Genomic DNA, 23081 nt, shown 5'->3' with positions numbered 1-23081 from the left:
TACACCAGCACTCCTGAAAAAGCCTCTTGGATTTTATCTGGTGAGCATTGGTTTCAGCCCAGCATGAAGCCCACAAACAGCGTGCCGTTGTATGCCCACAGCCATGCGGCAAGGCAGCCCGTGGCCACCCGCAGGGCCTTCAGGGCGGCGCCTTTGGCCCTGAGCATGGCGTAGGCCATGGATATTGGCATGACGAAGAGCCAGTGGGGGCCCATTATGTATATCTCGTTGATGGCGAAGCCGAGCCCCATCGACAGCGCCATGTCGACCGCAAACCACGAAAGGCACAGCCAAGCGAACCGCTCGCGGCGCCCGCACCAAGCCCCCAGCGCGAAGAGAAGCACGAGCGCGGCCTCGACCACGTAGTTGGCGGCCAGGCTGTAGCGCACCACCACCGGCCTGTCTATCCACACATCGCCCAGCAGATGGTCGCTGTGCAGCTGCAGGGATTCGCCGAACAGGTTTTCCACGGCGGCGTCAAGGCGCGACGTGGTGGCGTCGGTCCAGTTCATGAACCCCACCGTGCTTATCGGTTCGCCGCCGTGGTCGGCGTGGGTGGGCATATTGTTCTTGCGCAGGTTGGCGTTTTCCTGCTGCAGGTCGGCGTCGGTCTTGGGCTGGGGCACGCCCCCCACGCTGAAGCCGGCCCACAGCAGCAGCGCCGAGGGCAGGGCCATGGCCACAAGTAGGTTGCGCCAAGCGAAAAACCGCCGGCCGTTGGCCATCCACTGGCCGAGCGCCACTTTCACCCCGTTGCTCAGCGTTACGCCAGCCGTGACCACCATGAGCAGCGCGGCGGCCGGGGCCGACAGCGGCGTGCCGTCGCGCATGTGGCGGCCGCACACGTAGAGGGTGAGCAGCAGCAGGCACAGCGAGAAGGCGAAGTGGTCGGGCACAACCATGGGCACCATCACATAGGCGAACGAGAAAAACAGGGCCGTGAGCAGCGCCGTGTCGGCCCGGCAGAGCCCCACCACGTCGCGCAGCAGGCGGTGGAAGAGAACAAACGAGGCGAAGTCGGCCACGGTGAGCATGGCCGCCGTTATCAGTTGGGCGCAGTTGATGCCCGCTATGGGCATGAGCCACTCGTTGAGGCAGGCCGCAGGGTAGAGCATCCACAGCAGCAGCGGATGGCGGAAGCCGTTGAAAAGCACCCGCCATACCGACATGACAAGGTAGAGGATGGGGTCGTAGCCCGACACATGGAACTTGCCGGTGAACATGCCCCAGAAGCCGCCGTGGATGTTTTTGGCAAACACGTCGTAGTATTTGCCCACCATGAGCGCGTTGAGCGCCACGATGACGGCCAGCGCCACGAGGGCCGGCCAGCGCTCTTCGCGGCGCAGGCATAGCTGTCTTGGGATTTTCATAAGGTATGACTTACATTTCCGGGCTGCAAAGTTAATAAATTATCTGCACTTAGCCTGCCGCCCGGGGGCAAAAAGCCTGTGGCGCCATGGCCGTTCGGATAAGTTTTAGTATCTTTGCACCCGACATTCAGGCGGGCGGCCCCCGGCACGGGGGGCTACGGGCTTTGTGGGGCAGGCGTGCCCCGGGGCCGGGCCGGCAGGGGCCATCGCGGTGGCGGTGGCATGGCTGTGGGCACGGTGGCGGCTGCCCCGCATCAGGCTACTTGACATAACATCCTACAATTGAACAGTGTAATGGACGTATTGGGTAAACGTGTTTCTATTGTTATGTGCACCTACAACGGGGAGCGGCATTTGCGCGAACAGCTTGACTCTGTGCTCAACCAGACATACGGGCTGCACGAGATAATCATACAAGACGACGGCTCCACCGACGGCACCATGGCCATTGTGGAGGAATATGCTGCACGTAACAGCATCATAAAGCCGTGTGTCAACAAGGGCGGAAGGGGCGTCAACGCCAACTTCTTCAGCGCAATGGCCCTTGCCACGGGCGACTACATTGCCATTTGCGACCAGGACGACATCTGGGAGCCCGACAAGATAAGGCTGCAGATGGACGCCATCGGCGGCAAGTTGCTGTGCACGTGCCGTTCGGTGCCGTTCAGCAACGACAGCCGCATCAGCCTTAACTACGACAGGCGCTGCCCTAACTACGGGCTCTTCAGGCTGCTCTTCTCGTCGCTCCCGGGCCACACGCTGCTCTTCAGGCGTGAGTTGCTGAACCTATTCCCGCACAAGGGCGAGATATTCAACCGCACTTATTATGACGTGATACTGAGCATCACGGCCGCTGCTTACGACAGCATAGTGATGGTGGACAGGGAGCTTGTGCACCAGAGGCGGTGTGCCACGTCGGACACTTACATCGTGCCCGACAAGCGGCGTGAGCGCTCTGCGGCCAACGGGGCCTACATACTGTGGTGGGCCGTTTGCAACTATGGCCGCATGAAAAAGTACATCGCGTGGCACTTCAGGCCCAGGCTCGACTTCCTCAGGGCCATCAAGTCTGACAGCCGGGTGTGCCGCGACGGCGTGAGGCTGCTCGAGTGCGAGTGCTCCGGGGGCCTGTTGCCGCTGCTGCGCATGGTGCGCTTGTTTGTGAAATACCGCCATACGCTGTTTTATACCTACGAGCCCGACCCCGTGGCCCTGCTCCGCAGCCTGCTCTACCCGCTGATGCAGGCCTACAACTACCGCTATCTGCTCGAGCGCGGCCAGCGGTTGGATTAGCCGCCGGGGATGCCGCCTGCGCGGGGCGGCTGCGCGGGCGCTCTGCAAAACGGGCCGTTTCACCGTCTGAAACGGCCCGTTTCACAATGCCATACGTGCCGTTTTGCACTGCAAAACGGCACGTATGGCCAACCGGTTGGCTATCAGCGGGTTGATGGCGGCGTCAGCATTGCTCCCTGACGCGGCCGGCCCTAACCTCTATCATCTCCACTCCGCCTATCCTTGCGGCCATGGGCGAAAACGAGCTTCCGGCCGAACCGTATATCCGCTGCGTGCGTGCCAGTGTGTACATGTCTGCCAGTCCGCCCCTGATGCCGTCGGCGCTGCTGCGCGATGCCGCCGCCGCTGCCGTGATGACCCTGCCGCCAAACTCTGCCGTGAGCTCGGCTTTCACCCCCTGGTCGTCGGTGGCGAGGAATATCTTCAGGCCCGGGTGGACTGCCAGTTCGCGCCTGCCGGCCTCGATGAACAGCGAGGTGGGGCTCTGGGCTGTGGCCTCTCCGTGGTCGGTGCGGCGTATGTGCATGCCTATGGTGTAGTCGGCAAAGAGGCCGGCGTTGGCCTCCACGCTCCGCATCACGCTTGCCACAGGGCGGAACAGCAGCCTGTAGGTGTCGTCGGGATATGCCCCGAACTCCTGGTAGCAGCTCATGTAGCACCGCCGCCCTGCGGCCCACGCCTCGAAGTCGAAGCCGCGCTGCTTGAGCGGCGTGACGCTTTTCTCGTATATCCGCCGTTGGTACGCCAGGGCCTGGGGCAGCGCCGGCAGCCACAGGTTGCGCCTGCGGGGGCGCCCGTTGACAATGGCGTCGGCCACGCCTGCCTCGCGCAGGTCGATGCCCGGTGCCTCGATAGGCTCGAAAATGTCGGCGAAGGGCGCGTTGAGTGCCCAGTCGCGGAACCACACCACGTGGAGCCGGCTGCCCACGGCGAGGCACAGCCGGTAGGCAGACGCCACGGCCCGCATCCTGTTGGCCAGTCCGCCTGCGGGCACAAGCGTCAGGCTTCCTTTGTGATTTGTCGTTTTCATGGTCGCAAATTTACGAAAAAGACTTGACAATACGGGCACTGTCAACAAATAACTGCTATTTGCTTTGAATATACGCCTACTTTTCTTATCTTTGCATAAGACAAGCTGCGCTCGGCAATCAGTGAGCAAGCTCACATTGCTCTCGCTGGCATTGTCTTTGCAAAAGACAAGCTGCGCCCGGCAATGGCTGGGCCGTCTTCCTATCAAACCTAATGTTACCATATATGAAACAACCGGCAAAGATTGACGTTGCGGTGCTGATACTGTTCTTCAACCGCCCCGACTCGCTCAAGAAAGTGTTCGACGAAGTGCGCCGTGCGCGCCCCTCGCGGCTGTTCCTTTACCAAGACGGCCCGAGGGGAGAGCGCGACATGAAGGGCATCATGAAGTGCCGTGAGGTGGTGGACGACATCGACTGGGAGTGCGATGTGCGGCGGCTGTACCAGCAACGCAACTATGGCTGCGACCCGTCTGAGTATATCTCGCAGAAGTGGGCGTTCTCGATGGCCGACAAGTGCATCGTGCTCGAAGACGACGACGTGCCTTCGCAGTCGTTCTTCCCGTTTTGCAAGGAGATGCTCGACCGCTATGAGAACGACGAGAGGATAGTGATGGTGTCGGGCTTCAACAGCGAAGAGAGGCTCGACGACTGCCCCTACGACTACATCTTCACCTCGTACATGTCGATATGGGGCTGGGCTTCGTGGCGCAGGGTGATTGACCAGTGGGACGGAAAATACACTTTCCTCGACGATGATTACAACATGCGGCAGCTGAAGGCGCTGATGCGCCAGCGCAAGATGAACTTCGACATGATACGCGCGTGCCACGACCACCGTGAGAGCGGGCGCGAGTTTTACGAGACTATACACTGGGCGACGATGATGTTCGGCTCGGGCCTGGCCATAGTGCCGGCCAGGAACCTTGTCAACAACCTCGGCGCGGCCGAGGAGTCCACCCACTATTCCAACAGCCTGGCTACCATGCCGCGGCGCCTCAGGCGCATGTTCACCATGCCGCGCTACGAGTTGCAGTGGCCGTTGCGCCATCCGCGCTATGTGATAGAGAACGTTGAGTTTAAGGAAAAGGTTTATCGCACACAGGCATACGGCCACCCGTGGATAAAGGTGGGGCGCTCGCTCGAGGAGCTGGCGCTCAACTTGCGCCACGGAAACATGGGCATCATCGTCAAGGCCGTGCGCAACCGCATCGACAAGTTGCTCGGCCGGGCAAGGCATGCCTGACCCGTTCAGGCGGCGGGCTGCAGCAGGTAGTTGGCAAGGAACACCCCGTTGTGGGCAGCCATGTACACTATGAGCAGCAGGAGCACGCCCCTGAGCGCCATGAGCACCGCCCCCCGGGCCCTCAGCAGCATGAAGGCCATGGCCAGCGGCAGCACAAACAGCCAGTGGGGCGACATGATGTAGACTTCGTTGATGCCGAAGCCGAGCCCTAAGTGCAGCACCATGTCGAAGCCAAACCACGACAGCGCGAGCCACAGCAGGCGGCTGCGGAAGCCGCAAGCTATGCCCGCGAGCATGAGAAGCACCACAATCGCCTCTACGAAATAGTTGAACTTGGAGTCGTATTCCACGAAAACGGGGCGCGAACGGAGCACGTCGCCCAGGAAGAAATTGGCGTGGAAGAGTAGCGGTTCGCCAAAAAGGTTCTCCACAACCGTGGGCCAACGGGGCGTGGTCACGTCGCTCCAGCGCATCATTCCCTCGCGGCTCAGCGGCCGGCCCATCTTGCTTGGCGCCTTCTTCTGCTGCAGGCGGGGAGCCATCTTTGCCCTCGTGGCCGAGTCGGCCTCGGCATACAGCTTCTGCATCTTGGCCTCTCGGGCCTTGCGCTCGGCCTGTCTCTTTACCCTGGCCTCGTGGCGTGCGCGGTCGATGGGGGCCACAAACACGCTGTATTCAAACTTGCAGAACATCCACAACGCCACCGACGGCACCGCTATGCCGAGCAGGATGTTGCGCAACCTGAAGAACTTGCGGCCGTTGACAAACAGCTGCATGAGCACCGCCTTGACGCAGTTGGTGGTGGTTATGCCTGTGGCAAAGACGTAGAGCACGGCCATCTGCCACGTCGGAACTGTCTTACGCTTCTTCATCCTCATGCCCGCCACGTAGAGAACGATGAGCAGCATGCACATGGAAAAGCCGAAGTGGTCGGGCGTGAAGCTTATCACCATGACATAGGCAAACGAGAAGAAGAGCGCCGAAAGCAGGTTGGCGTCGGTGTCGTCGAGCTCCATCACCTCGCTGAGCGTGCGCCTGAAGAACACAAACGAGTAGAAGGCGCAGGCCGCCATGAGGGCTGCCGTCAGGAAAATGGCGCAGTTTATGCCCGTCAGCCCGGCCAGCCAGCCGTTCAAAAGGCTCAGCGGGCTGATGAGGAACGCCAGCAGCGGGTGGCGCTCAACGTTGTAGATGTCTATCCACGACGACACGGTGATGAGCGTGAGCGGGTCGTAGCCCGACACGCGGAAGTGGGCGAGCATGTGCCTCTGCATGGCCCCGGCGTCGCGCAGCGGCGTGAACAGCCCGTACATCTTGCACACAAAGAGGGCGTTGAGCGTGGTTACGACGATGGCGGCCACGGCTGCCGGCAGGGCCTCGTCGCGCTTAATCTTGAATATGTCGAACGGTCTTGTCATGTCGGTATCATTTCCTGAATGGCTTGTAGTGGGCTTCGTCGGCCATGGCGAGCATCTCGCGGTCGCCCCGGCTGTCGCCGAAGGCCGTGAGGCGGTAGCTCTCTCTGTCGGGGAAAAGCCCGAGTATGCGTCTCACTTTCTCTGCCCCCTTGCAGTTGGGGGTGGCAAAGCGGCCCGTGAGCCGCCCGTTGCGTATCTCCGGTTCGGTGGCTACCACCGTTACGGCGCTGCCGTATTCGGCGAAGAACGGCGCCACCCACTGCCGCTGGCTGGCGCTGACTATGAGCACGGTGGCCCCGTCTTCAACGGCCTTGCCCACGGCCCTGATGCCTGCCGGGCGCAGCAAGGCCCTGTTGCGGGCGGCAAACGCCATGCCGCATTCCTCGTAGTCGCGCTCTGCGGTGCCTGCAAAGAAATGGGCGAACACCCTCTCCTTGGCCTTGCCCGCGGGGTAGAGGCCCAGCTTGGCGGCCGCCAGTAGAGGGGCGTGCAGCGCGAGCCACGCCACTACGCGGCGCGTTTGCCGGGCGTGGCATAGGAATGCGATGAACGAGTCGCGGCGGGTCAGCGTGCCGTCGAAGTCGAAGGCGTATATCTCTTTCTTTCCTTCCATCTTGTCAGAATATATATATAATGGTGAAGAACGACAGTCCCCAGCAAGCCACCACCACTTGGATGAACCTGTCGTGCAGTGCTATGGCAGTGGGGTCGCCGCTCTTCTCGTCGACCACGGCTATCTGTATGTAGCGCAGCAGCCCGATGATGACAAACACACTCGTAAGGTAAAGGTAGTCGGTTTGCATGACGGCGGCTGCCTCGGGCGACACGGTGTACATCACGTAGCACACTATTGTGACCGTGGCCGTGATGGTTATGGCCTGGTTCATGAACGTGAGGTTGTACCGCGACGTGTTGCGCCGTGGCGCCATGCCGGTGCGGTCCATGCGCAAAACGTCGTCGCGGCGCTTGGCGAGCGAGAGGAACAGCGTGAGCAGGAACGTCATGAGCACTATCCATTTGCTGAGCATGATGCCCGAGGCCTCGCCTCCCGCCAGTATGCGCAGCACGAAGCCGAAGGCTATTATGCACACGTCGATTATGGCAAACCGCTTCAGCCAGGCGCAGTAGGCCATGTTGAGCGCGTAGTAGCCGGCCACCACGCAGCCCGTGCGCAGGGCCGTGCCGCCCAGAAACGCCAGGGCTGCCACGGCGAGGGCCAGCATGAGGGCCATCAGGGCGTATGCCCCGGCCACTGGCACTGCCCCCGATGCCACGGGGCGGTGGCACTTGACGGGGTGCCGCCTGTCGTCGTCGGCGTCGATGATGTCGTTGAAGCAGTAGACCGATGAGGCCGCGAGGCTGAATGCCACCATGGCCAGCAGCGAGGCACTGACGCTGGGCCAGTGGGTGACGTTGCCGCTGAAGAACACCGGTATGAGCACGAACAGGTTCTTGACCCATTGCTGCGGTCGTATTATCCTTATGTATTCCATTTCAAAGAGTAACCGTTTTTATGCTATTTTCCTTGTCAACAGACTGATGCCCTTGTGCAGCAGCCATGCCGGGGCGGCCGATATGGCCACCACGGCCAGTGCCGTGGGCCAGTAGCCAAGGCGCAAGGGCTGCAGCGGCAGCAGCACAAACTGGGCGTGGATGAGGTATATCTCGAGGCTGATGCCGCCGATGAAGGCCAGCACAGAGCCTGCCCATGCCGGGGCGTGGGCCAGCGCCCGCGCCATGAGCAGGGCCATCGAGACCGTGAGCGGTATGTAGACCATGCGTTCGAGGAACAGAGGAAAGCGCCCCCGCAGGCCGTCCTCGAAGTTGACGCAGGCCAGCGTGCACACGGCCAGCATGCCGATGAGCATCCACCACCCGGCCCGGCCGATGTGCCGCCGCTGCTCGACGAGCAGTCCGGTGTTGATGCCTATGAGGAAGATGGGTATGCGGCTGAAGAATATCTCGAGGTGTCCTACCACCGAATGCAGCGGAGCCCAGTATTGCACGAGCACACACAGCACCATGGTAGCCACGGGCATCCACCGGCATTCGGCATGGCGGCGTATCAGTTCGATGTAGGCCGGGGCCACGGTGTAGAGCGCCATGATGGCCGGTATGAACCAGAATGTGAGCTCGTCGTGCTGCCAGAAGCCCCAGTTGACGGCTATCGACAGCGCCGTGTCGGCTGCCGAGGCCCTGCCGTCGAGACAGCGCGGCAGGTAGTATGCAGCCGCCACTATGAGCCATGCGGGGTAGACCCTGACGTAGCGCCGGCGCAGGAATGTGGCGTAAGGCGAGCCGGCGATGGCCTGGAGCAGCCTTTTGCCCCGTCTGCCTGAGGCGTTGCGTGGCGCGGGCCGGGTGCCGGTGGCTGTCGGGGCTGCATGCTTCTTGCCGATTATCTTGCCCCACGAGAACCACAGGCCTATGCCGCTGAGGTAGAGGAACACGTCGACGCCGACGTTGCCGCACCTGCTCAGGCAGTAGAAGAATGTGTCGTGGCGCATGCCGCCCACGTGGAAGAGCACCACCATGAGCATGGCGGCGCCCATCAGCCGGCCCCGCTGGCTGCTGAGGCAGCTGTAGTTGTCTGACGTTTTTTCCATTGTCGCTTGGTTGTTTATTGTTTGCTGTGGCCTTCCGGCAGCCGTGAGCCTTGCTGTGGGGCGGCTGCCGGCCGCGACGGGCGAGGGCCGTGGCATGGCCGCCGTGGCGCGGCGATTCTTTTACATTGTTGCCCCTGCGGCCGTCGGCTCATGGGGCGGGCCGCCAGGATGGCCCGTTTCGCGCCCCCGAACGGCCCTTGTGGCATTGCCGAACGGCCCGTTTTGCAACCCCGTAAGCATGGTTTTGCAACGTGCTGCAGACCAGGGTGTTGCGCTGGCAGGACGGGCGGCGCAATTGTTTTACGACGGTTGTCTATGCCTTTGGCTTTGGAATCCTGTTGATTATTATCATGAACATCCACGACACGGCCACCGTGGCTATGACATACAGCAGCAGTCCGTCGTAGATGTCGCCTCGGCGGGATATGGGTATGAACACCTTGCGCAGCAGCGGATGGGCCACGAACATGGCCGCCGATATGCCGCCGAGCCACGACAGCGGGCTGAGCCACGTGGCGGGCAGCGCCTTGACCAGCCCCACCGAGGCTGCCACCACGGCCAGCGGGGCCCACAGCCACGCCTGGAACGATGTGCAGCAGGCCAGCAGCAGGGCCGCAGACACCAGTGACACGGCTGCCCACGACGGGCGGCCCATGGCGTTGAGGCGTGCGGCGGGCAGGTGGCGCGCAGCCAGCAGGCCCGCGCAGAACACGAGCATGCCGCCGATGCAGTTGTAGCGCAGCCGGTTGAGCGTTTCGCCCATGGGGCTGCATGCGGCCTGGGCCGCCCAGCACAGGGCCACCAGCGCCGCTGCCCACGCCCAGTGGCGGCGGTAGAGCGCCAGCCGGTAGACTATGTAGAGCTGCATCATCAGTCCGAAGAACCAGTAGGGGCCCGGCCATATTATCCTGTCGGGGGCGGGTAGGAGGTTGATTGCCATGAGCATCTGGGCCACGACGTTCTCGGCCTGGAAGCGGAAAGGGCCCGGGGTGATGGCGTCGACGATGATGAAGGCCACGAAGCCCGGCACCATCATGCGCAGCAGCTTCATGTAGTGGTAGCGCGCAAACCGCCATGCGGGCAGCTCCTGCGGTCGCCGCTCATATTTCATCACGAGCCCGAAGCCGCTCAGGAACAGGAATACCGGCACGCCGTAGTGGCCGAAGTACGACAGCAGGTGGATGGGCAGGTTGGCGTCGGCGTGGGCCATGGCATCCCACAGGCGTGCGGTGTTGGCGGCGTTGAAGGTGTATTCGTTTTCCTTGACGGCAAACCCGAGCCAGTGGCAGTAGTTGTGCAGCATTATGGCCATGATGGCCAGCCCGCGCAGGGCGGCGCATTCATCTCGGTTGAGCCATGCCGTCGTTTTTGTCATTGTGTTCATTCTCTGCTTTCAGTTTGTTGTAGTCTACGCTGTTTTTCAGCTTCCTCGGCCTGTCGGGGTCGTAGTCGGGGCCCAGCAGGTTGTATTCGCCGCGGTAGGCGGGGCAGCTTATCCCGGCCAGGTAGAGCAGCATGTGGGCCACGCGGTCGGTCATGTATGGCTTGTCCTTAGCCCCGGCAATGGCCTCCATCATGCCCGGGTGGGATTTTGCATATCCCTTGGAGCACCATATCCAGAACGGTATCTCAAACTCCTCGTGGGCCAGGCGGTAGTCTATCTCTGCCGAGTGCAGCCGGCCGTAGACGCGCATTCCGCCCCCGAAGCACTCTTCGCCGTGGTCGGGCATGTATATCGCTATGGCGTCTTCGCGCTCGAATCGCTTCAGTATCTCGTCGACAATGGAGTCGTTGTAGAGCGTGGCGTTGTCGTAGTGGGCCATCACCTGCTTGTCGTTGGGCCTGAGCCGAGGCTCGTCGTAGTCGGCTCCCGCAAACCGTTTCCTGTCGGCCGGGTAGCGCTGCGAATAGCTCACGTGCTGCCCTTTCAGGTGGAGTATTATCAGGTTGTGGTCGTCGGGCCCGTCGAACCTGATGCTGTCTTGTGCCAGCAGGCGGTCGTAGTCGGCCAAGACGCCGTCGTCGTAGGTGTGGAGGGAGGTGTTGCGCACGTCAAACTGCGCCTTGTCGAGTGTCGGGTTGTTTAGGAAGAAGCCGCCGCTGAAGTCGTACACCGCCTCTTCGGCCTGCGGCAGGAACTGGTTGGTGATGAATGTCACGCGGTAGCCGGCCTTGCGGAAAAGCTCCGGGAAGAGCGGGTAGTCGCACCATTCGCCCCTGTCGCCCACGGTGTAGAGCGAGAATATGTGCTTGAAGACAAAGCTGGTGAGGTTCCATGGCGACACAACGTCGCTGAATGCCGTCAGCTGCCCGTCTTCTGCCCTGCGCAACTGGCGCGGCGTGGTGGGCTTGCCGTAGCCGTACAACTGTGAGTGGTGGCGGTTGTAACTCTCGCCGATGATGAGCACGATGTTGCGGCTGGTAAACCTGCAACTGTCCACCCGGGCCTTGCCGGTGGCCTCGATGAGCTTGTCTATCTGCCTTGCCGCCAGCCTGTTGGCATAGAAGCTGAACGCCACGCGGTAGACGGGCAGGTACAGTTCGGCCTTGTCGTCGCGCGTGAGCTCGTGCTCCACGTCGCCAATGTTGTCGTAGGTCATGAGCCTCACGAACGCTTTCTTGTTGTCGGCTCGCGTGGCTATGCCTTGCTCGAGCATGTAGATGGTGGCCAGCCCCATGGCGGGCAGCACCACGGCCGACAGCCGGTGGATGAGCTTCATGTCGATGTCGAGGCGTATGTGCCTGCGCCTGGCCATCGACATGAACACGTTGTAGAGCAGATGCACGGCCAATATCAGCATCACCCAGCCGAGGTCGGTCTTCAGGAGGCTCAGGTCGACATACGACTTGAGGAACTCCGAGGCCTCGCTTCCGGTGGTCTCTTCCATCAGCAGCAGCATGGTGGGGGTGAAGGTTGAGCCAAACTTTACCGTGCAATACATGTCGACGATTGATGTGGTGTACATCACTACGTATACGGCGCCCTTGATCCATCGTCTCACTTTCCACGGGATGAACGACAGGGCCACGCAGAGTATGTACAGGTCGGCAAACAGTTCGAATATGCCAAGCTCAGAGAAAGTGGGCGTCCCGAGCCTGTTGCATACATAGCACAGCACGAACATGAACACAAAGAAAGCCGGGCTCTTCTTTATAGGGTAAAAGAAGTAACCGAGAAGTCGGCCTATCAGACTGACGTATTTCATCTGTTTAGCAAGTTTGGTGCAAAATTACATCTTTTAATCCGAATACCAATGGTTGGCGGCGGATTATTCGCTGAAAGGCTGTTCTTTTGGGGTTGTGGTGGCGCATGGCGGCCGCCACGGTGGCGAAAAATGTTTGTCTGGGTGGAGAAATGCGTTTGCCTGGGTGGTGCATGGCGGGTGGCGGCCTGCCATGCGGCATAGGCGGAAGGCTTGTTGCTGGCCGATGGGCCGGCCATGCTGGCTGCCCGGCTCAGCTGCGGTTGCCCCGGCAGGCGTCGGCGTTGGCCGCATACCACCCCTGTTTGCTTATCATTGCGGCCACGGCGGGTGGCACCAGGGTGTCGATGGGCAAGCCCTCGGCCACCCGTCGCCTCACTTCTGTGCTGCTGATGTCTATCAGCGGCGTGTCGGCCATTGTCACCCCGGCGGGCAGCGAGCCCGCGTCGATGGGGCCGCCGCAGCCCTGCGCGCGCCGTGGATAGACCACTATGCGGCATGTGGCCAGTATGTCGGCGCTGTGGTACCAGCGGTCGAAGCGCTCCCAATTGTCGCCGCCGATGAGCAGCGTGAATTGCAAGCCGGGATGCTCGCTGCGCAATCGGCACAGCGTGTGCCATGTGTACGACGGCCGTGGCATGGTAAGCTCAACGCCGCAAGGCTTCAGCCGTGGCTCGCCTTCGAGCGCCGCGGTCACCATTGCCATCCTTGCGGCATCGTCAAGCAGGTCGGAGTTCTGCTTGAAAGGGTTTTGCGGCGACACCACAAACCACACCTCGTCGAGCCCGGCTGCCTCGAGCAGGCTGCGGGCCAGGGCAATGTGGCCGTTGTGTATGGGGTTGAACGAACCTCCGAAGAAGCCTATCTGCCGTGCTGTCGTGATGGTTTCCTGGTTCATTGGTGCTGTGGGGGCTTGCAGGTGTTGGCTGCTTCAGCCTTTGCTTACGAAGGCGCTGACAATCTCGAGCACTTCTTTTTCGGCCTTGCCAAGGTCGTCGTTGACCACCACGCGGTCAAACTCTTTGGCAAAGCCCAGCTCAAACTCGGCGCGGGCCAGCCTTTGCGATATCACCTCGGGGGCGTCGGTGCCGCGGCTTTCCAGCCGTCGGCGCAGCTCGTCGACCGACGGCGGCTGTATGAATATGCTCATCGCTTCGTCGCCATAGTGCCGTTTGATGTTGCAGCCGCCTTTCACGTCGACGTCGAACACAACGTTGTCGCCGCCGGCGAGCTGGCTGTCTACCTGCGACTTGAGCGTTCCGTAGAAGCGGTCTTGGTAGACTTCTTCGTATTCAAGGAATTCGTCGGCGGCTATCCGCTGCCTGAACTCGTCGGGAGAGAGGAAGAAATACTCCACGCCGTTGCGCTCGTTGCCACGTGGCGGGCGGCTTGTGCACGATATGGAAAAGGCCAGGCGGAGCTCCTTGTGGGCCATGAGCCAGTTTATTATGGTGCTCTTGCCTGTTCCGCTTGGCGCTGAGAATATGATGAGTTTGCCTTTCATTGTCATTGGTTTGGTTGATTGTTTATTGCGTTTGGGAGGTGGCGGCACCGCGGCTGCCGGTTGACGGTTGCCTTGTCGGGGCGCGTCGGCGGTCAGAGCACGTTGAGCACTTGCTCCTTTATCTGCTCCAGCTCGTCCTTCATCTTTACCACCAGGTTCTGCATCTCGGCGTTGTTGCTCTTCGACCCCGTTGTGTTTATCTCACGCCCCATCTCTTGTGCGATGAAGCCGAGCTTCTTTCCCTGCCCGTGACCGTCTTCCATGGTCTCGCGGAAGTACTTCAGGTGGTTGGCCAGACGCTGTTTCTCCTCGCTTATGTCGAGTTTCTCGATGTAGTAGATGAGCTCTTGCTCAAGCCTGTTCTTGTCGTAGTCCACCTCGGGTATCGACTTCAGGCCTTCCACTATGCGCGACCTTATCTTCTCTACCCGCTGTTTCTCGTATGTCTCAATCTCCGCCAGCAAGGCCGATATGTTGTCAATCTTCTCCGTAAACTTGCGTTGCAGCGCCACGCCCTCCTGCTGGCGGAACTCCGTCAGGCGGCACAAGGCGTCGTCGATGGCCACGCGCACGGCTTGCCATTCGTCTTCGCTGAGCGTTTCCTGCTCTGTCTTCGTGAGCACGTCGGGCATGCGCAGCAGCGTGGCAAACCAGTCTTGCGGCTCTGGTATGCCCGTCTTTGCAGCCAGGTCTTTTATCTGTCGGTAATAGTTTTCAACGATTGCGCAGTTGACAGGGGTGGCGTCGGCGCCGGCTTCCTTTTCGATCCATATGCTGAAGTCAACCTTTCCGCGTTCCAGGGTCTTGGCAACGAGCTGCCGCATCTCCATTTCCTTCTCGCGATATAGCGGTGCTATGCGTGTTGACAGGTCGAGAGCCTTGCTGTTTAGCGACTTTATCTCGACGTTTATTTTCTTTTCTCCGTAGGTTACGACAGCCTTGCCATAGCCTGTCATTGATTGTATCATATTTATGTGCGATTATGTTTGCTAAGTTGTTGAGTGCTTGCCGTCCTTTTTCCGGCGGTTGCAAAGATAATGTTTTTTCTGCGTTGTGCAAGCCAAAATGGATGTTTTTTGGCAGGCTAACGCCGGGAGCAGCCATTGTTGCGGTGCTCCCGGCGTTTTTGCCTTGCGTTTCACGCCATGCCTGCGCTCACTTTATCCTTGTCAGCGCCACGTCGTCGATGCGGCAGTATGCGCCGGCCTTGCCTTTGGCATGGAAGCCCACGGCCACCCGTCCGCCGCTAACCTTCACTTCCTTTATCCTCATCTGCTGCCATCTGCCCTGCTTGCCGCGGTTCAGGTTGCGTGCTTCGCGGCCGGCACCGCTCTCGGCGTACATCACCAGGCGGTCGAAGTCGCCGCCGTAGCACACCTTTGCCGTGAGCGAGTAGGTGCCGTCGGGCAGGTCGACATAGGGCATGGCAGTGATCTGTTGGCTCACCCTTCGCTCGAAGTCTACCACGTCTGTGATGTTGAGACTCTTCTCGCCGACAACGTGTAGACGGTCGTCGCGCGTGTTGAAATAGTTGAGTGTCAGCGAGTCGGGGTTGCCGATGGTCACCTTGTTGCCCTTGATGAACTCCGTCTTCCATCCTCTCAGGAACTCCTGCCTCGGCTTCACGGGGTTGGGTATCGACCGCCTGTCGGCCTCGAAGCTGCCGTTGAGCACATAGTTGTTGCCCTTGGCCACTCGCCATTCGCCCGTCGTAGCGTTGAGTTCCCATGCGCTCAGCGAGTTGAAGAACGGCCTGTCGCCGTTGAACGACAGCGGGCACCACTGGTTGTAGCCGAGCCCGTTGCCGGCAAAGTCGGCCCACCTGTCGCCGCAGTACACCACCGTTTCCTGCTTCGTTCCGCGCACGGTGACGAAGAATCCCGTCTGTGTCACGTGGGCATAGTCGGTCATGCAGCCGTCCATCACCTCCATGCTGTCTTTCGGTACGTACGGGCCGTAGATGTCGTCGGCAACGAGATAATAGGCGTGCGACGAGTCCCAGCCGTACAGGTCGGACGCGCACATGTAATACTTGCCCCTGAACTTGAACATGCAGTTGCCCTCGCGCCCTGCCCCCCGGTACACCTGGTGGCAGTCGAGCAGGCCAACCATACCTCCGCGCACGCCTATCTCAGACACGTAGATGCGGCTTCGCCCGCGCCCGTAAGAATATATAAGGTACGACTTGCCAGTGTCTTCGTCGGTGAAAACCGTCTGGTCGCCAGTGTTGTGAGTGCCTATCATGTCGTACATGCTTATCCACCGGTGCCACTTGAACCGCCCCGTGGGAGTGTCGGACAGGGCTATCAGCACGGCGCTCTCCGACGACATGGCGGCGTGCTGTATGAACATGGCATACTTGCCGATGTCTTTCAGGTAGGCCACTCCCATGCGGCCAACCCATGTCGAGCGGTTGCCTACGTTCTCGCGCAGTTCGTCGCGGTCGAGCACATCGCCCTCAAAGCGCCAGTTCACAAGGTCGGTCGAGCTGTAGCATGTCACCGATTGGAACGTGACGCCTGTCTGCGTGACGCTGGGGTCGTTGCGGTAGCGTTCAGCCTCCTCGTATCTCACCCCGTACCAGTAGTATCGCTGCTGTCCCGTCTTTGGGTCGTTGAAGCGGAAGATGCCTCCGCCCTGGCTGTAAATAGGCACGTTGTCGGCCGCAGTCCAGAAGCGGTCGTTTTCTATCCGTTGGAAACTGCCGCTGTCGGCAACGGCGTCCTGTGCTGCGGCAACCGTTGTGCAGGCCATTGCTGCCGCCAGCGCCAATGTGCTTAGTAGGTGCTTTCTCATCGATTCGTCTTGTTGTTTAGTTTATAGTTTGTTGCATTCCGCCGAGTGGTGCCGGCTCCCGTCGGTGGCCATGGGGCAGTGTCGAAGCCTGTGTGCCAGTCGTGCCGGAAGGCAATGCATGCGTGCCCGGCGCCCTCATGCCTCAATGTTGCCGGGTGCGCAATATTGTTGTGCAAAGTTATTGATATGACACATAAAAACCGTAAGTGTGACTCCGGCTTAATTTATTTTAACTGTTTTTGTGCCGTACGGCCGGTATTGCTGGGTGTCGGCGGCACTATATGGCGACAAGTCGTTATCGTTGGCCTCGCCACTTTTGTCCATGCCTGAGGCTTGCCGTGGCATTTGCTGCTGCCTCACGGGCCATTTCGGCATAAATGTTTCATTTTTTGGAAACGCATCCGGGGCACGGTAACACATGATTGTGGTAACTTTGCACCTGAATACCCATATATATAATAATGTGCGGTAATTGCCCCCGCCCCGCCGTGGCGCCCCCGCCATGGCCAAGGGCCTCACGTGAAGCGGGGGCCGTGCGGCCGCCGGGCTTTGCAGCCACTGCCGTGAGCAGCCGGCCCGGGCCTGTTGCCGTAGACAGTTTTTTCGAATATGAACATACAAACCATGACATTCAGATCAAGAGCGTTGGCCATTGCGTGCTGTTGCCTATGGGCCGTGGCAGCCTCATGGGTGGCAGTGCCGGCCGAGATTTTTGTGCCGTGGCTCGCGCTTTATGCACCCCTTGGCTGTGAGTCAAGGTTCTCTATTTGTTCCGTATGTGTGTGTTTTTGTGCATGTTGGTACAAAAATATTATTTTTTGATGATTTATTTGCCACGCCACTGAATATAAATGGATACCTTTGTCGTGGCCAATCAGAGAGCGTAACGTTGCCGGCCGTGTGGCGGCAGCGTTTCGGCGGTTGGCCGTCCCAATAACCTAAGGACAGTATCGATAACTGTTTAAGACTGTAAATATGTATATTACGATGAAGAGAAAAACTCTGTTGATGTGGTTGATGGCCCTGTTCCTGTTGGCCCCGTCGACTTATGCCGAAGCGAAAGTGGCATTGCCCCACTTCGTGACCGACAGCATGGTGGTTCAACAGAACAGTGTCTGGACTATCAAGGGCAGGGCCGACGGGCCCTCGGTAACCGCAAGGGCATCGTGGGGCGGCAAGGCCGTCACCGTGGCAACGCAGGCCGGAGGCCGCTTTTCGCTGCAGTTGCCCACGCCCAAGGCCGGCGGCCCATACACGGTCAGCCTGAGCGACGGGGAGCCCACGGTGCTCCGCGACGTGTTCGTGGGCGAGGTGTGGCTGTGCTCCGGGCAGTCGAACATGGAGATGCCCCTCGGAGGATGGGGCAAAGTGATGGATTACGAGCGCGAGATAGCCACCGCCTCAAATTCGTCGGTGCGGCTGTTGCAAATCAGCAACACCATGGCTTTCACCCCGCAGGAGGATGTAGGGGTCGAGATGGGCGGCTGGCGCACGTGCAGCCCGTCCACTGTCGAGGACTTCTCGGCCGTGGCTTACTTTTTCGCAAGGATAATGGCGGCAAGGCTCGGAGTGCATGTCGGTGTGATCGACTGCACATGGGGCGGCACGCCGGCCGAGGCCTGGACCAGCTTCGAAGGCGTGAAGACGGTGCCGGGCTTTGCCGAAGAGCTTGGGTTGCTCACCGGTTGCGGCTTTGATGCCGCCCGGATAGACAGTGCATACAACAGCCGCCTCATGCAGTGGCGGGCCCAGGCCCTGGCTTCCGGAGGCAAGGGCAGTGTGCGGGTGCTGGCCGACGGGGCCCCGGCGCTGTCGGAACCCATTGCCACCGGCTTGCCCGTGATGGCCGTGCCGGGCCAGTGGGAGAGCGGCGCGCTGCCGTCGTTCGACGGCATGGTGCGCTTGCGCAAGGTGGTGGACATACCCGACGGCTGGAGCGGACGGCCTGTGACACTGAGCCTGGGGTGCATCGACGACGAGGACGTGACCTACTTCAACGGCGTCAAGATAGCCGAGGGCTCGGGCTACAACGTCAGGCGCTCATACGTCATACCGGGCGGCATGGTCAAGGGCGGCGCTGCCGTCGTGACGGTGTGCGTGACCGATTATGAGGGCGAGGGCGGCATCTGCGGCGACGCCCGCGACGTGGCCATGTCGTGCGGTGGCGACACCGTGTCGCTGGCAGGCGGCTGGGAGTATGAGGTCTTTGCCGATTTCGGCAAGCTGCCCCGCAAGCCCGTCTCGCCCTCGGGGTCGTCGTTCCCCACCGTGCTTTACAATGCCATGGTGTGCCCCATAGTCACCATGCCCGTCAAAGGTGTGCTGTGGTACCAGGGATGTTCCAACGTGGGCCGCTCCGAGCAGTATTCCCCGCTGTTCCGCAGGCTTATTTCCGACTGGCGCGAGATGCGCCACTCTCCCGACATGCCGTTCTATTTCGTGCAGTTGTCGGCCTACCTTAAGCCCAGCCTCGTGCAGCCGGAGTCGGGATGGGCGGCCCTGCGCCAGGCGCAGGCCGACGCCCTGGAGCTCGACAACACCGCCATGGCCGTGACCATCGACATAGGCGACTCTGCCGACATACACCCCAAGAACAAGCAGGAGGTGGCCCGCAGGCTCTCGCTCATAGCGCTGAAGCGCTCGTACGGTGTCGGCGGGGTGGTAGACACGGCCCCCGTCCCGGTGTCATGCCGCTACGCCGGCGGCGGTGCCGAGCTTGAGTTCGACGGCAACATCGTCGTCGACGGCAGCAGGCCGCAAGGATTCATAGTGAAGACCGCCGCCGGCCAATGGGTGGTGCCGGCCGTGACGGTGGCAGGCAAGCGGACGCTGAGGCTCTCGGCCGACGGTGGCATAGAGGCCGTGAGGTACAACTGGGCCGACTATCCGCTCGGAAACCTGCGCGGCGAGACAGGCCTGCCCGTGGCGCAGTTTGCCCGCTGACGGGCCGCCGGGTGCCCGGCGGGCTGCAGCACTGTATTGACAACAACTTTCATGACATACCAGAAGATATGAAAATTACGCGAAAACTGACCTTGGCGTTCGGCTTCTTGCTCATGTCGGGCATGGCATGGGCCAAGAGCCAGATTGTGATTGAGACCGCAAAGACCGGTCTTGTGTTTACCGTTGGCGACGACGGGCGCCTCTACCAGAGCTACCTGGGCAAGCGCCTGCCGGCAAAGTCAGACTATGCCGGCCTGCCGCTGGGCAAGGAAGCCTACCAGGCCCATGGCATGGAAGACTATTTCGAGCCGGCCATCCACATCAACCGGGCCGACGCCAACTCGTCGACGCTGCTTGAGTACAGGTCGCACGAGACAAAGGCGTGCCCCGGGGGAACGGAGACAGTGATAAGGCTTGCCGACCCGGTGTATGCCGACGAGGTGGCGTTGCACTTCATGGCATACGCCGACGAAGACGTGTTTGTGGCATGGAGCGAGGTGTTCAACCGCGAGAAAAAGGCCATTGAGCTCGAGAAGTACGCCTCGGCCATGCTCCACTTCTACGCCCCTAAGTATTACCTGACGCAATACGACGGCGACTGGGCGGCCGAGGTGCGCCGACACACGCAAGAGCTGTACTTCGGCAAGAAGGTGATAGACACCAAGCTCGGCGCCCGTGCCGACATGTTTGCGCCGCCGTTCTTCCAGCTGTCTATAGGCACGCCGGCCACCGAGAAGGCCGGCGAGGTGCTCGTGGGCACACTGGCATGGACAGGCAACTACCGCTTCACGTTCGAGGTCGACAACCTCGGGGCGCTGCGTGTGCTCGGCGGCATCAACCCCTATGCCTCGCAGTACCGCATCGACAAGGGCGGCAGCTTCCGTACTCCCGACTTCATCTTCACACTGAGCCAGTGCGGCACGGGCCAGGCCAGCCGCAACCTGCACGACTGGGCCCGCAAGTACAGGGTGAAAGACGGCACGGGCAACCGCATGACGCTGCTCAACAACTGGGAGGCCACCTATTTCGACTTCAACGAAGACAAGCTCCTGAGGCTCATAGCCGACGCCAAGGAGCTGGGTGTCGACATGTTCTTGCTCGACGACGGTTGGTTTGGCAACAAATATCCGCGCCATAGCGACACGCAGGGCCTGGGCGACTGGGATGTCACGGCCGGCAAGCTGCCCAACGGCATAGGCCGCCTCACCGACGAGGCACGGCGCCAGGGGGTGAAGTTCGGGCTGTGGATAGAGCCAGAGATGGTGAACCCGAAGTCGGAGCTGTATGAGAAGCACAAGGACTGGGTGATAACCCTGCCCAACCGTAAGGAGTATTACTTCCGCAACCAGCTGGTGCTCGACATGAGCAACCCGAAGGTGCAGGACTACGTGTTCGGCGTGGTCGACGGGCTGCTCACCCGCTATCCGGGCATAGCCTACTTCAAGTGGGACTGCAACAGCCCCATAACCAACATCTACTCCAACTACGAGGGGCACGACCAGACCCACCTGTATGTAGACTACGTGCGCGGGCTTTACAATGTGCTCAAGCGCATAGAGGCCAAGTATCCCGACCTGCCCATGATGCTGTGCTCGGGCGGAGGCGGCCGCACCGACTACGAAGCGCTGAAGTATTTCACCGAGATGTGGCCCAGCGACAACACCGACCCCGTTGAGCGGCTGTTCATACAGTGGGGCTATTCGCAGGTGTTCCCGGCTAAGGTTCAGTGTGCCCACGTGACGTCGTGGAACAAGGATGCGGGCATCAAGTTCCGTGTCAACGTGGCGATGATGGGAAAGCTCGGCTTTGACATCAACCTTCATGACATCAGCGCCGGCGAGCTGGCATACTGCAAGCAGTCGGTTGCCGACTTCAACAGGCTCAAGCCGGCAATACTCGACGGCGACCAGTACCGCCTTGTGTCGCCCTACGACGGCAACCATGCGTCGACCATGTATGTGACAAAAGACAGGCGCAGCGGCGTGGTCTTCGCTTTCGACATCTATCCGCGCTACGCCGAGCGGCTCTACAACGTGGTTCTCGACGGCCTCGACGCCTCGGTCACCTACAGCGTGCGCGAAATCAACCGCGCCGACGGCTCGCAGGGTGAGGCCCGCAGCTATTCGGGCGCGTATCTCATGACCGTCGGCCTGTCGCTGTTCACAGGCAACAAGCTGTCGAGCCGTGTCTACGAGCTGACTGCCGAGTGACGCGGCCCGGCACCGAGGCCGGCATACGCACGTGTTGCGGCAGCCGGGTGCTGCCGCAAGGTTAGCTTTGTTTATGGTGGAGGTGCCGTTTCCCGACGTGCACCTCCATTTTGTTTCCCTGCTCCGGGCGGCGCACTGGCTCCGGTGTGAAGGCCCGACAGGCCTTCGGGCGGGCTGCTTTTCGCAAGGCCCCGGCGTTTGAAAAATCTTTATACGGCCGGTGCGGCCGCACCGCCGCCGCGCCCTTGGCCTGCCGAACGGCCTGTTTCACACCGCCATACAGGCCGTATGGCAGTGCAATCCGGCCCGTTTCGCAGGCTGTTTCGGCCCGTTTGCCAATGTGTTGTAAACCAGGGTATTGCGCAGCCAAGGCTATGGGTGGTTTTGTTTTTACAAAAATGGGTGTTGTGGCAGGGCGCCTGCGCCGCGCGTGGCGTTGAATCCGGGCCTCCCGGCGGCCGTCGCCGTTGGCGTGTCACGTGGCGCAATGGGCCGCGCGGCCATGGCCTGCCAGGCGTTTCCGCTGCCTCTGCGCCTCCGCTTCTGGCCACCCTTAAGCCCCATGCGGCTGGCTGCCACATGCCGTTGCCACCCGGCCAAACAGCCACGGCCGGGGCCCATGCTGCCGAAGTATCGCGTTAATTTCTTGTAAACGATTGCATTTAACGAAAAAAAACAGTATTTTTGCATTTCATTAGGATTATATTATTCATATATGTCGTGTATATTGCACATTGAGACGAGCACCAACGTATGCTCCGTAGCCGTCAGCGAAGACGGCGCGTGCCTGTTTAGCCGCGAAGATTTCGGCGGCCCCAACCACGCAGTGAAGTTGGGAACGTTTGTGGATGAGGCCCTCACGTTTGTCGACGGCCATGTAGCCGGGCTCGACGCCGTGGCCGTCAGTTGCGGCCCCGGGTCGTATACGGGCCTGCGCATAGGCGTGTCGATGGCCAAGGGCATCTGCTATGGGCGCGGCGTGAGCCTGCTGTCGGTGCCCACGCTCGAACTGCTTTGCGTGCCGGTGCTGCTCAATCACGACGAGATTGAGGACGACGCGCTGCTCTGCCCTATGATCGACGCACGCCGCATGGAGGTCTATGCGGGAGTATACGACCGCGCCCTGCGCCCCGTGAGGGAGGTGGGGGCCGACGTGGTTGGGCCCGACACCTACCGCGACTACCTCGACCGGCACCCGGTTTACTTCTTCGGCGACGGCGCCGCCAAGTGCATCGACGCCATAGCCCATCCCAACGCCAGGCTCATCGAAGGCATATCGCCGCTGGCCAAGTGGATGATGCCCCTGGCCGAGAAGCGCCTGGCCGGCGGAAAGGTGGAAGACGTGGCCTACTTCGTGCCGTTCTACCTCAAGGACTTTGTGGCCAAGACACCCCGCAAGCTGCTCTGACGGCCCTGAGGGCTGCCTGCCGGACAACGTGCGGGGCTGCCCGTTACTTACTTCAA

The 23081-nt window shown here is 60.9% G+C and carries 17 protein-coding genes; 5 read left to right on the top strand and 12 right to left on the bottom strand.

The annotated features are described in order from the left end of the window. Positions 1-53: 53 nt before the first annotated feature. Positions 54-1370 (bottom strand): DUF6080 domain-containing protein, encoded by a 1317-nt coding sequence (locus tag H6B30_RS03815; RefSeq protein WP_205108084.1) that lies wholly within the window; start codon positions 1368-1370, stop codon positions 54-56. 294 nt (positions 1371-1664) lie between these two features. Here H6B30_RS03815 and H6B30_RS03810 point away from each other — a divergent pair, with 294 nt between their 5' ends. Next, positions 1665-2663: a glycosyltransferase gene (locus H6B30_RS03810; protein WP_262896796.1), complete on the top strand. Its 999-nt coding sequence runs from the start codon at positions 1665-1667 to the stop codon at positions 2661-2663. 163 nt (positions 2664-2826) lie between these two features. Here the strand turns inward: H6B30_RS03810 and H6B30_RS03805 are convergent, their stop codons facing one another. Then, a complete protein-coding gene (locus H6B30_RS03805; RefSeq protein WP_205108080.1) occupies positions 2827-3693 on the bottom strand; it encodes an O-fucosyltransferase family protein in 867 nt (288 codons plus the stop codon). A gap of 224 nt (positions 3694-3917) precedes the next feature. Between H6B30_RS03805 and H6B30_RS03800 the strand changes: the two genes are divergently transcribed. Then, entirely contained in the window at positions 3918-4937 is a 1020-nt protein-coding gene (locus tag H6B30_RS03800; RefSeq protein ID WP_205108078.1) for a hemolysin activation protein, read from the top strand. A gap of 5 nt (positions 4938-4942) precedes the next feature. Here H6B30_RS03800 and H6B30_RS03795 read toward each other — a convergent pair whose 3' ends face one another. The 10 genes from H6B30_RS03795 to H6B30_RS03750 all read right to left on the bottom strand — a co-directional run bounded on the left by H6B30_RS03795 (position 4943) and on the right by H6B30_RS03750 (position 16464). After that, complete coding sequence (locus tag H6B30_RS03795) at positions 4943-6355, bottom strand: DUF6080 domain-containing protein (protein ID WP_205108076.1); 1413 nt, start codon at positions 6353-6355, stop codon at positions 4943-4945. A gap of 7 nt (positions 6356-6362) precedes the next feature. Beyond that, positions 6363-6968: an HAD-IB family hydrolase gene (locus H6B30_RS03790; RefSeq protein WP_205108074.1), complete on the bottom strand. Its 606-nt coding sequence runs from the start codon at positions 6966-6968 to the stop codon at positions 6363-6365. 4 nt (positions 6969-6972) lie between these two features. Further along, the gene (locus tag H6B30_RS03785; RefSeq protein WP_205108072.1) at positions 6973-7848 is read right to left on the bottom strand and encodes a decaprenyl-phosphate phosphoribosyltransferase; all 876 of its coding nucleotides are present in this window, start codon (positions 7846-7848) and stop codon (positions 6973-6975) included. 18 nt (positions 7849-7866) lie between these two features. Next, entirely contained in the window at positions 7867-8961 is a 1095-nt protein-coding gene (locus H6B30_RS03780) for an acyltransferase family protein (RefSeq protein WP_239483522.1), read from the bottom strand. Positions 8962-9274: 313 nt separating this feature from the next. After that, the gene (locus tag H6B30_RS03775; protein WP_205108070.1) at positions 9275-10345 is read right to left on the bottom strand and encodes an acyltransferase family protein; all 1071 of its coding nucleotides are present in this window, start codon (positions 10343-10345) and stop codon (positions 9275-9277) included. After that, positions 10302-12167, bottom strand: coding sequence for a phosphoethanolamine transferase (locus H6B30_RS03770; protein WP_205108068.1), 1866 nt, complete (start codon positions 12165-12167; stop codon positions 10302-10304). Before H6B30_RS03770 ends, H6B30_RS03775 begins: the two co-directional genes overlap by 44 nt. A 250-nt stretch (positions 12168-12417) precedes the next feature. Further along, positions 12418-13062: a nicotinate (nicotinamide) nucleotide adenylyltransferase gene (gene nadD, locus H6B30_RS03765; protein ID WP_205108066.1), complete on the bottom strand. Its 645-nt coding sequence runs from the start codon at positions 13060-13062 to the stop codon at positions 12418-12420. 33 nt (positions 13063-13095) lie between these two features. Continuing rightward, a complete protein-coding gene (gene gmk / locus H6B30_RS03760) occupies positions 13096-13668 on the bottom strand; it encodes a guanylate kinase (protein WP_205108064.1) in 573 nt (190 codons plus the stop codon). A 92-nt stretch (positions 13669-13760) separates the two neighbouring features. Then, positions 13761-14636, bottom strand: a complete 876-nt coding sequence (locus H6B30_RS03755) for a YicC/YloC family endoribonuclease (protein ID WP_205108062.1) — start codon at positions 14634-14636, stop codon at positions 13761-13763. A 187-nt stretch (positions 14637-14823) separates the two neighbouring features. Continuing rightward, positions 14824-16464, bottom strand: a complete 1641-nt coding sequence (locus H6B30_RS03750; RefSeq protein ID WP_205108060.1) for a family 43 glycosylhydrolase — start codon at positions 16462-16464, stop codon at positions 14824-14826. A 987-nt stretch (positions 16465-17451) separates the two neighbouring features. Between H6B30_RS03750 and H6B30_RS03745 the strand changes: the two genes are divergently transcribed. From H6B30_RS03745 to tsaB, 3 genes are all read left to right on the top strand, one after another. After that, positions 17452-19407 carry a sialate O-acetylesterase gene (locus H6B30_RS03745; protein WP_205108058.1) on the top strand — a complete coding sequence of 652 codons (1956 nt, stop codon included), beginning with the start codon at positions 17452-17454 and terminating at the stop codon, positions 19405-19407. 68 nt (positions 19408-19475) lie between these two features. Further along, positions 19476-21617 carry an alpha-galactosidase gene (locus tag H6B30_RS03740; protein WP_205108056.1) on the top strand — a complete coding sequence of 714 codons (2142 nt, stop codon included), beginning with the start codon at positions 19476-19478 and terminating at the stop codon, positions 21615-21617. A 715-nt stretch (positions 21618-22332) separates the two neighbouring features. Continuing rightward, positions 22333-23025: a tRNA (adenosine(37)-N6)-threonylcarbamoyltransferase complex dimerization subunit type 1 TsaB gene (tsaB, locus tag H6B30_RS03735; RefSeq protein WP_205108054.1), complete on the top strand. Its 693-nt coding sequence runs from the start codon at positions 22333-22335 to the stop codon at positions 23023-23025. Positions 23026-23081 lie beyond the last annotated feature (56 nt).

The organism is Marseilla massiliensis (genome assembly GCF_016899955.1).
GTDB lineage: Bacteria > Bacteroidota > Bacteroidia > Bacteroidales > Bacteroidaceae > Prevotella > Prevotella intestinigallinarum.
Note: the sequence above shows the minus strand (reverse complement) of the source record. Positions and strands in the feature narration are given on the sequence as shown.

Coding starts and splice junctions, on each gene's coding strand:
- tsaB (WP_205108054.1), top strand. CDS start 22,333: ATGTCGTGTATATTGCACATTGAGACGAGCACCAACGTATGCTCCGTA.
- H6B30_RS03790 (WP_205108074.1), bottom strand. CDS start 6,968: ATGGAAGGAAAGAAAGAGATATACGCCTTCGACTTCGACGGCACGCTG.
- H6B30_RS03785 (WP_205108072.1), bottom strand. CDS start 7,848: ATGGAATACATAAGGATAATACGACCGCAGCAATGGGTCAAGAACCTG.
- H6B30_RS03800 (WP_205108078.1), top strand. CDS start 3,918: ATGAAACAACCGGCAAAGATTGACGTTGCGGTGCTGATACTGTTCTTC.
- H6B30_RS03805 (WP_205108080.1), bottom strand. CDS start 3,693: ATGAAAACGACAAATCACAAAGGAAGCCTGACGCTTGTGCCCGCAGGC.
- gmk (WP_205108064.1), bottom strand. CDS start 13,668: ATGAAAGGCAAACTCATCATATTCTCAGCGCCAAGCGGAACAGGCAAG.
- H6B30_RS03815 (WP_205108084.1), bottom strand. CDS start 1,370: ATGAAAATCCCAAGACAGCTATGCCTGCGCCGCGAAGAGCGCTGGCCG.
- H6B30_RS03740 (WP_205108056.1), top strand. CDS start 19,476: ATGAAAATTACGCGAAAACTGACCTTGGCGTTCGGCTTCTTGCTCATG.
- H6B30_RS03755 (WP_205108062.1), bottom strand. CDS start 14,636: ATGATACAATCAATGACAGGCTATGGCAAGGCTGTCGTAACCTACGGA.
- H6B30_RS03780 (WP_239483522.1), bottom strand. CDS start 8,961: ATGGAAAAAACGTCAGACAACTACAGCTGCCTCAGCAGCCAGCGGGGC.
- H6B30_RS03745 (WP_205108058.1), top strand. CDS start 17,452: ATGAAGAGAAAAACTCTGTTGATGTGGTTGATGGCCCTGTTCCTGTTG.
- nadD (WP_205108066.1), bottom strand. CDS start 13,062: ATGAACCAGGAAACCATCACGACAGCACGGCAGATAGGCTTCTTCGGA.
- H6B30_RS03770 (WP_205108068.1), bottom strand. CDS start 12,167: ATGAAATACGTCAGTCTGATAGGCCGACTTCTCGGTTACTTCTTTTAC.
- H6B30_RS03775 (WP_205108070.1), bottom strand. CDS start 10,345: ATGAACACAATGACAAAAACGACGGCATGGCTCAACCGAGATGAATGC.
- H6B30_RS03795 (WP_205108076.1), bottom strand. CDS start 6,355: ATGACAAGACCGTTCGACATATTCAAGATTAAGCGCGACGAGGCCCTG.
- H6B30_RS03810 (WP_262896796.1), top strand. CDS start 1,665: ATGGACGTATTGGGTAAACGTGTTTCTATTGTTATGTGCACCTACAAC.
- H6B30_RS03750 (WP_205108060.1), bottom strand. CDS start 16,464: ATGAGAAAGCACCTACTAAGCACATTGGCGCTGGCGGCAGCAATGGCC.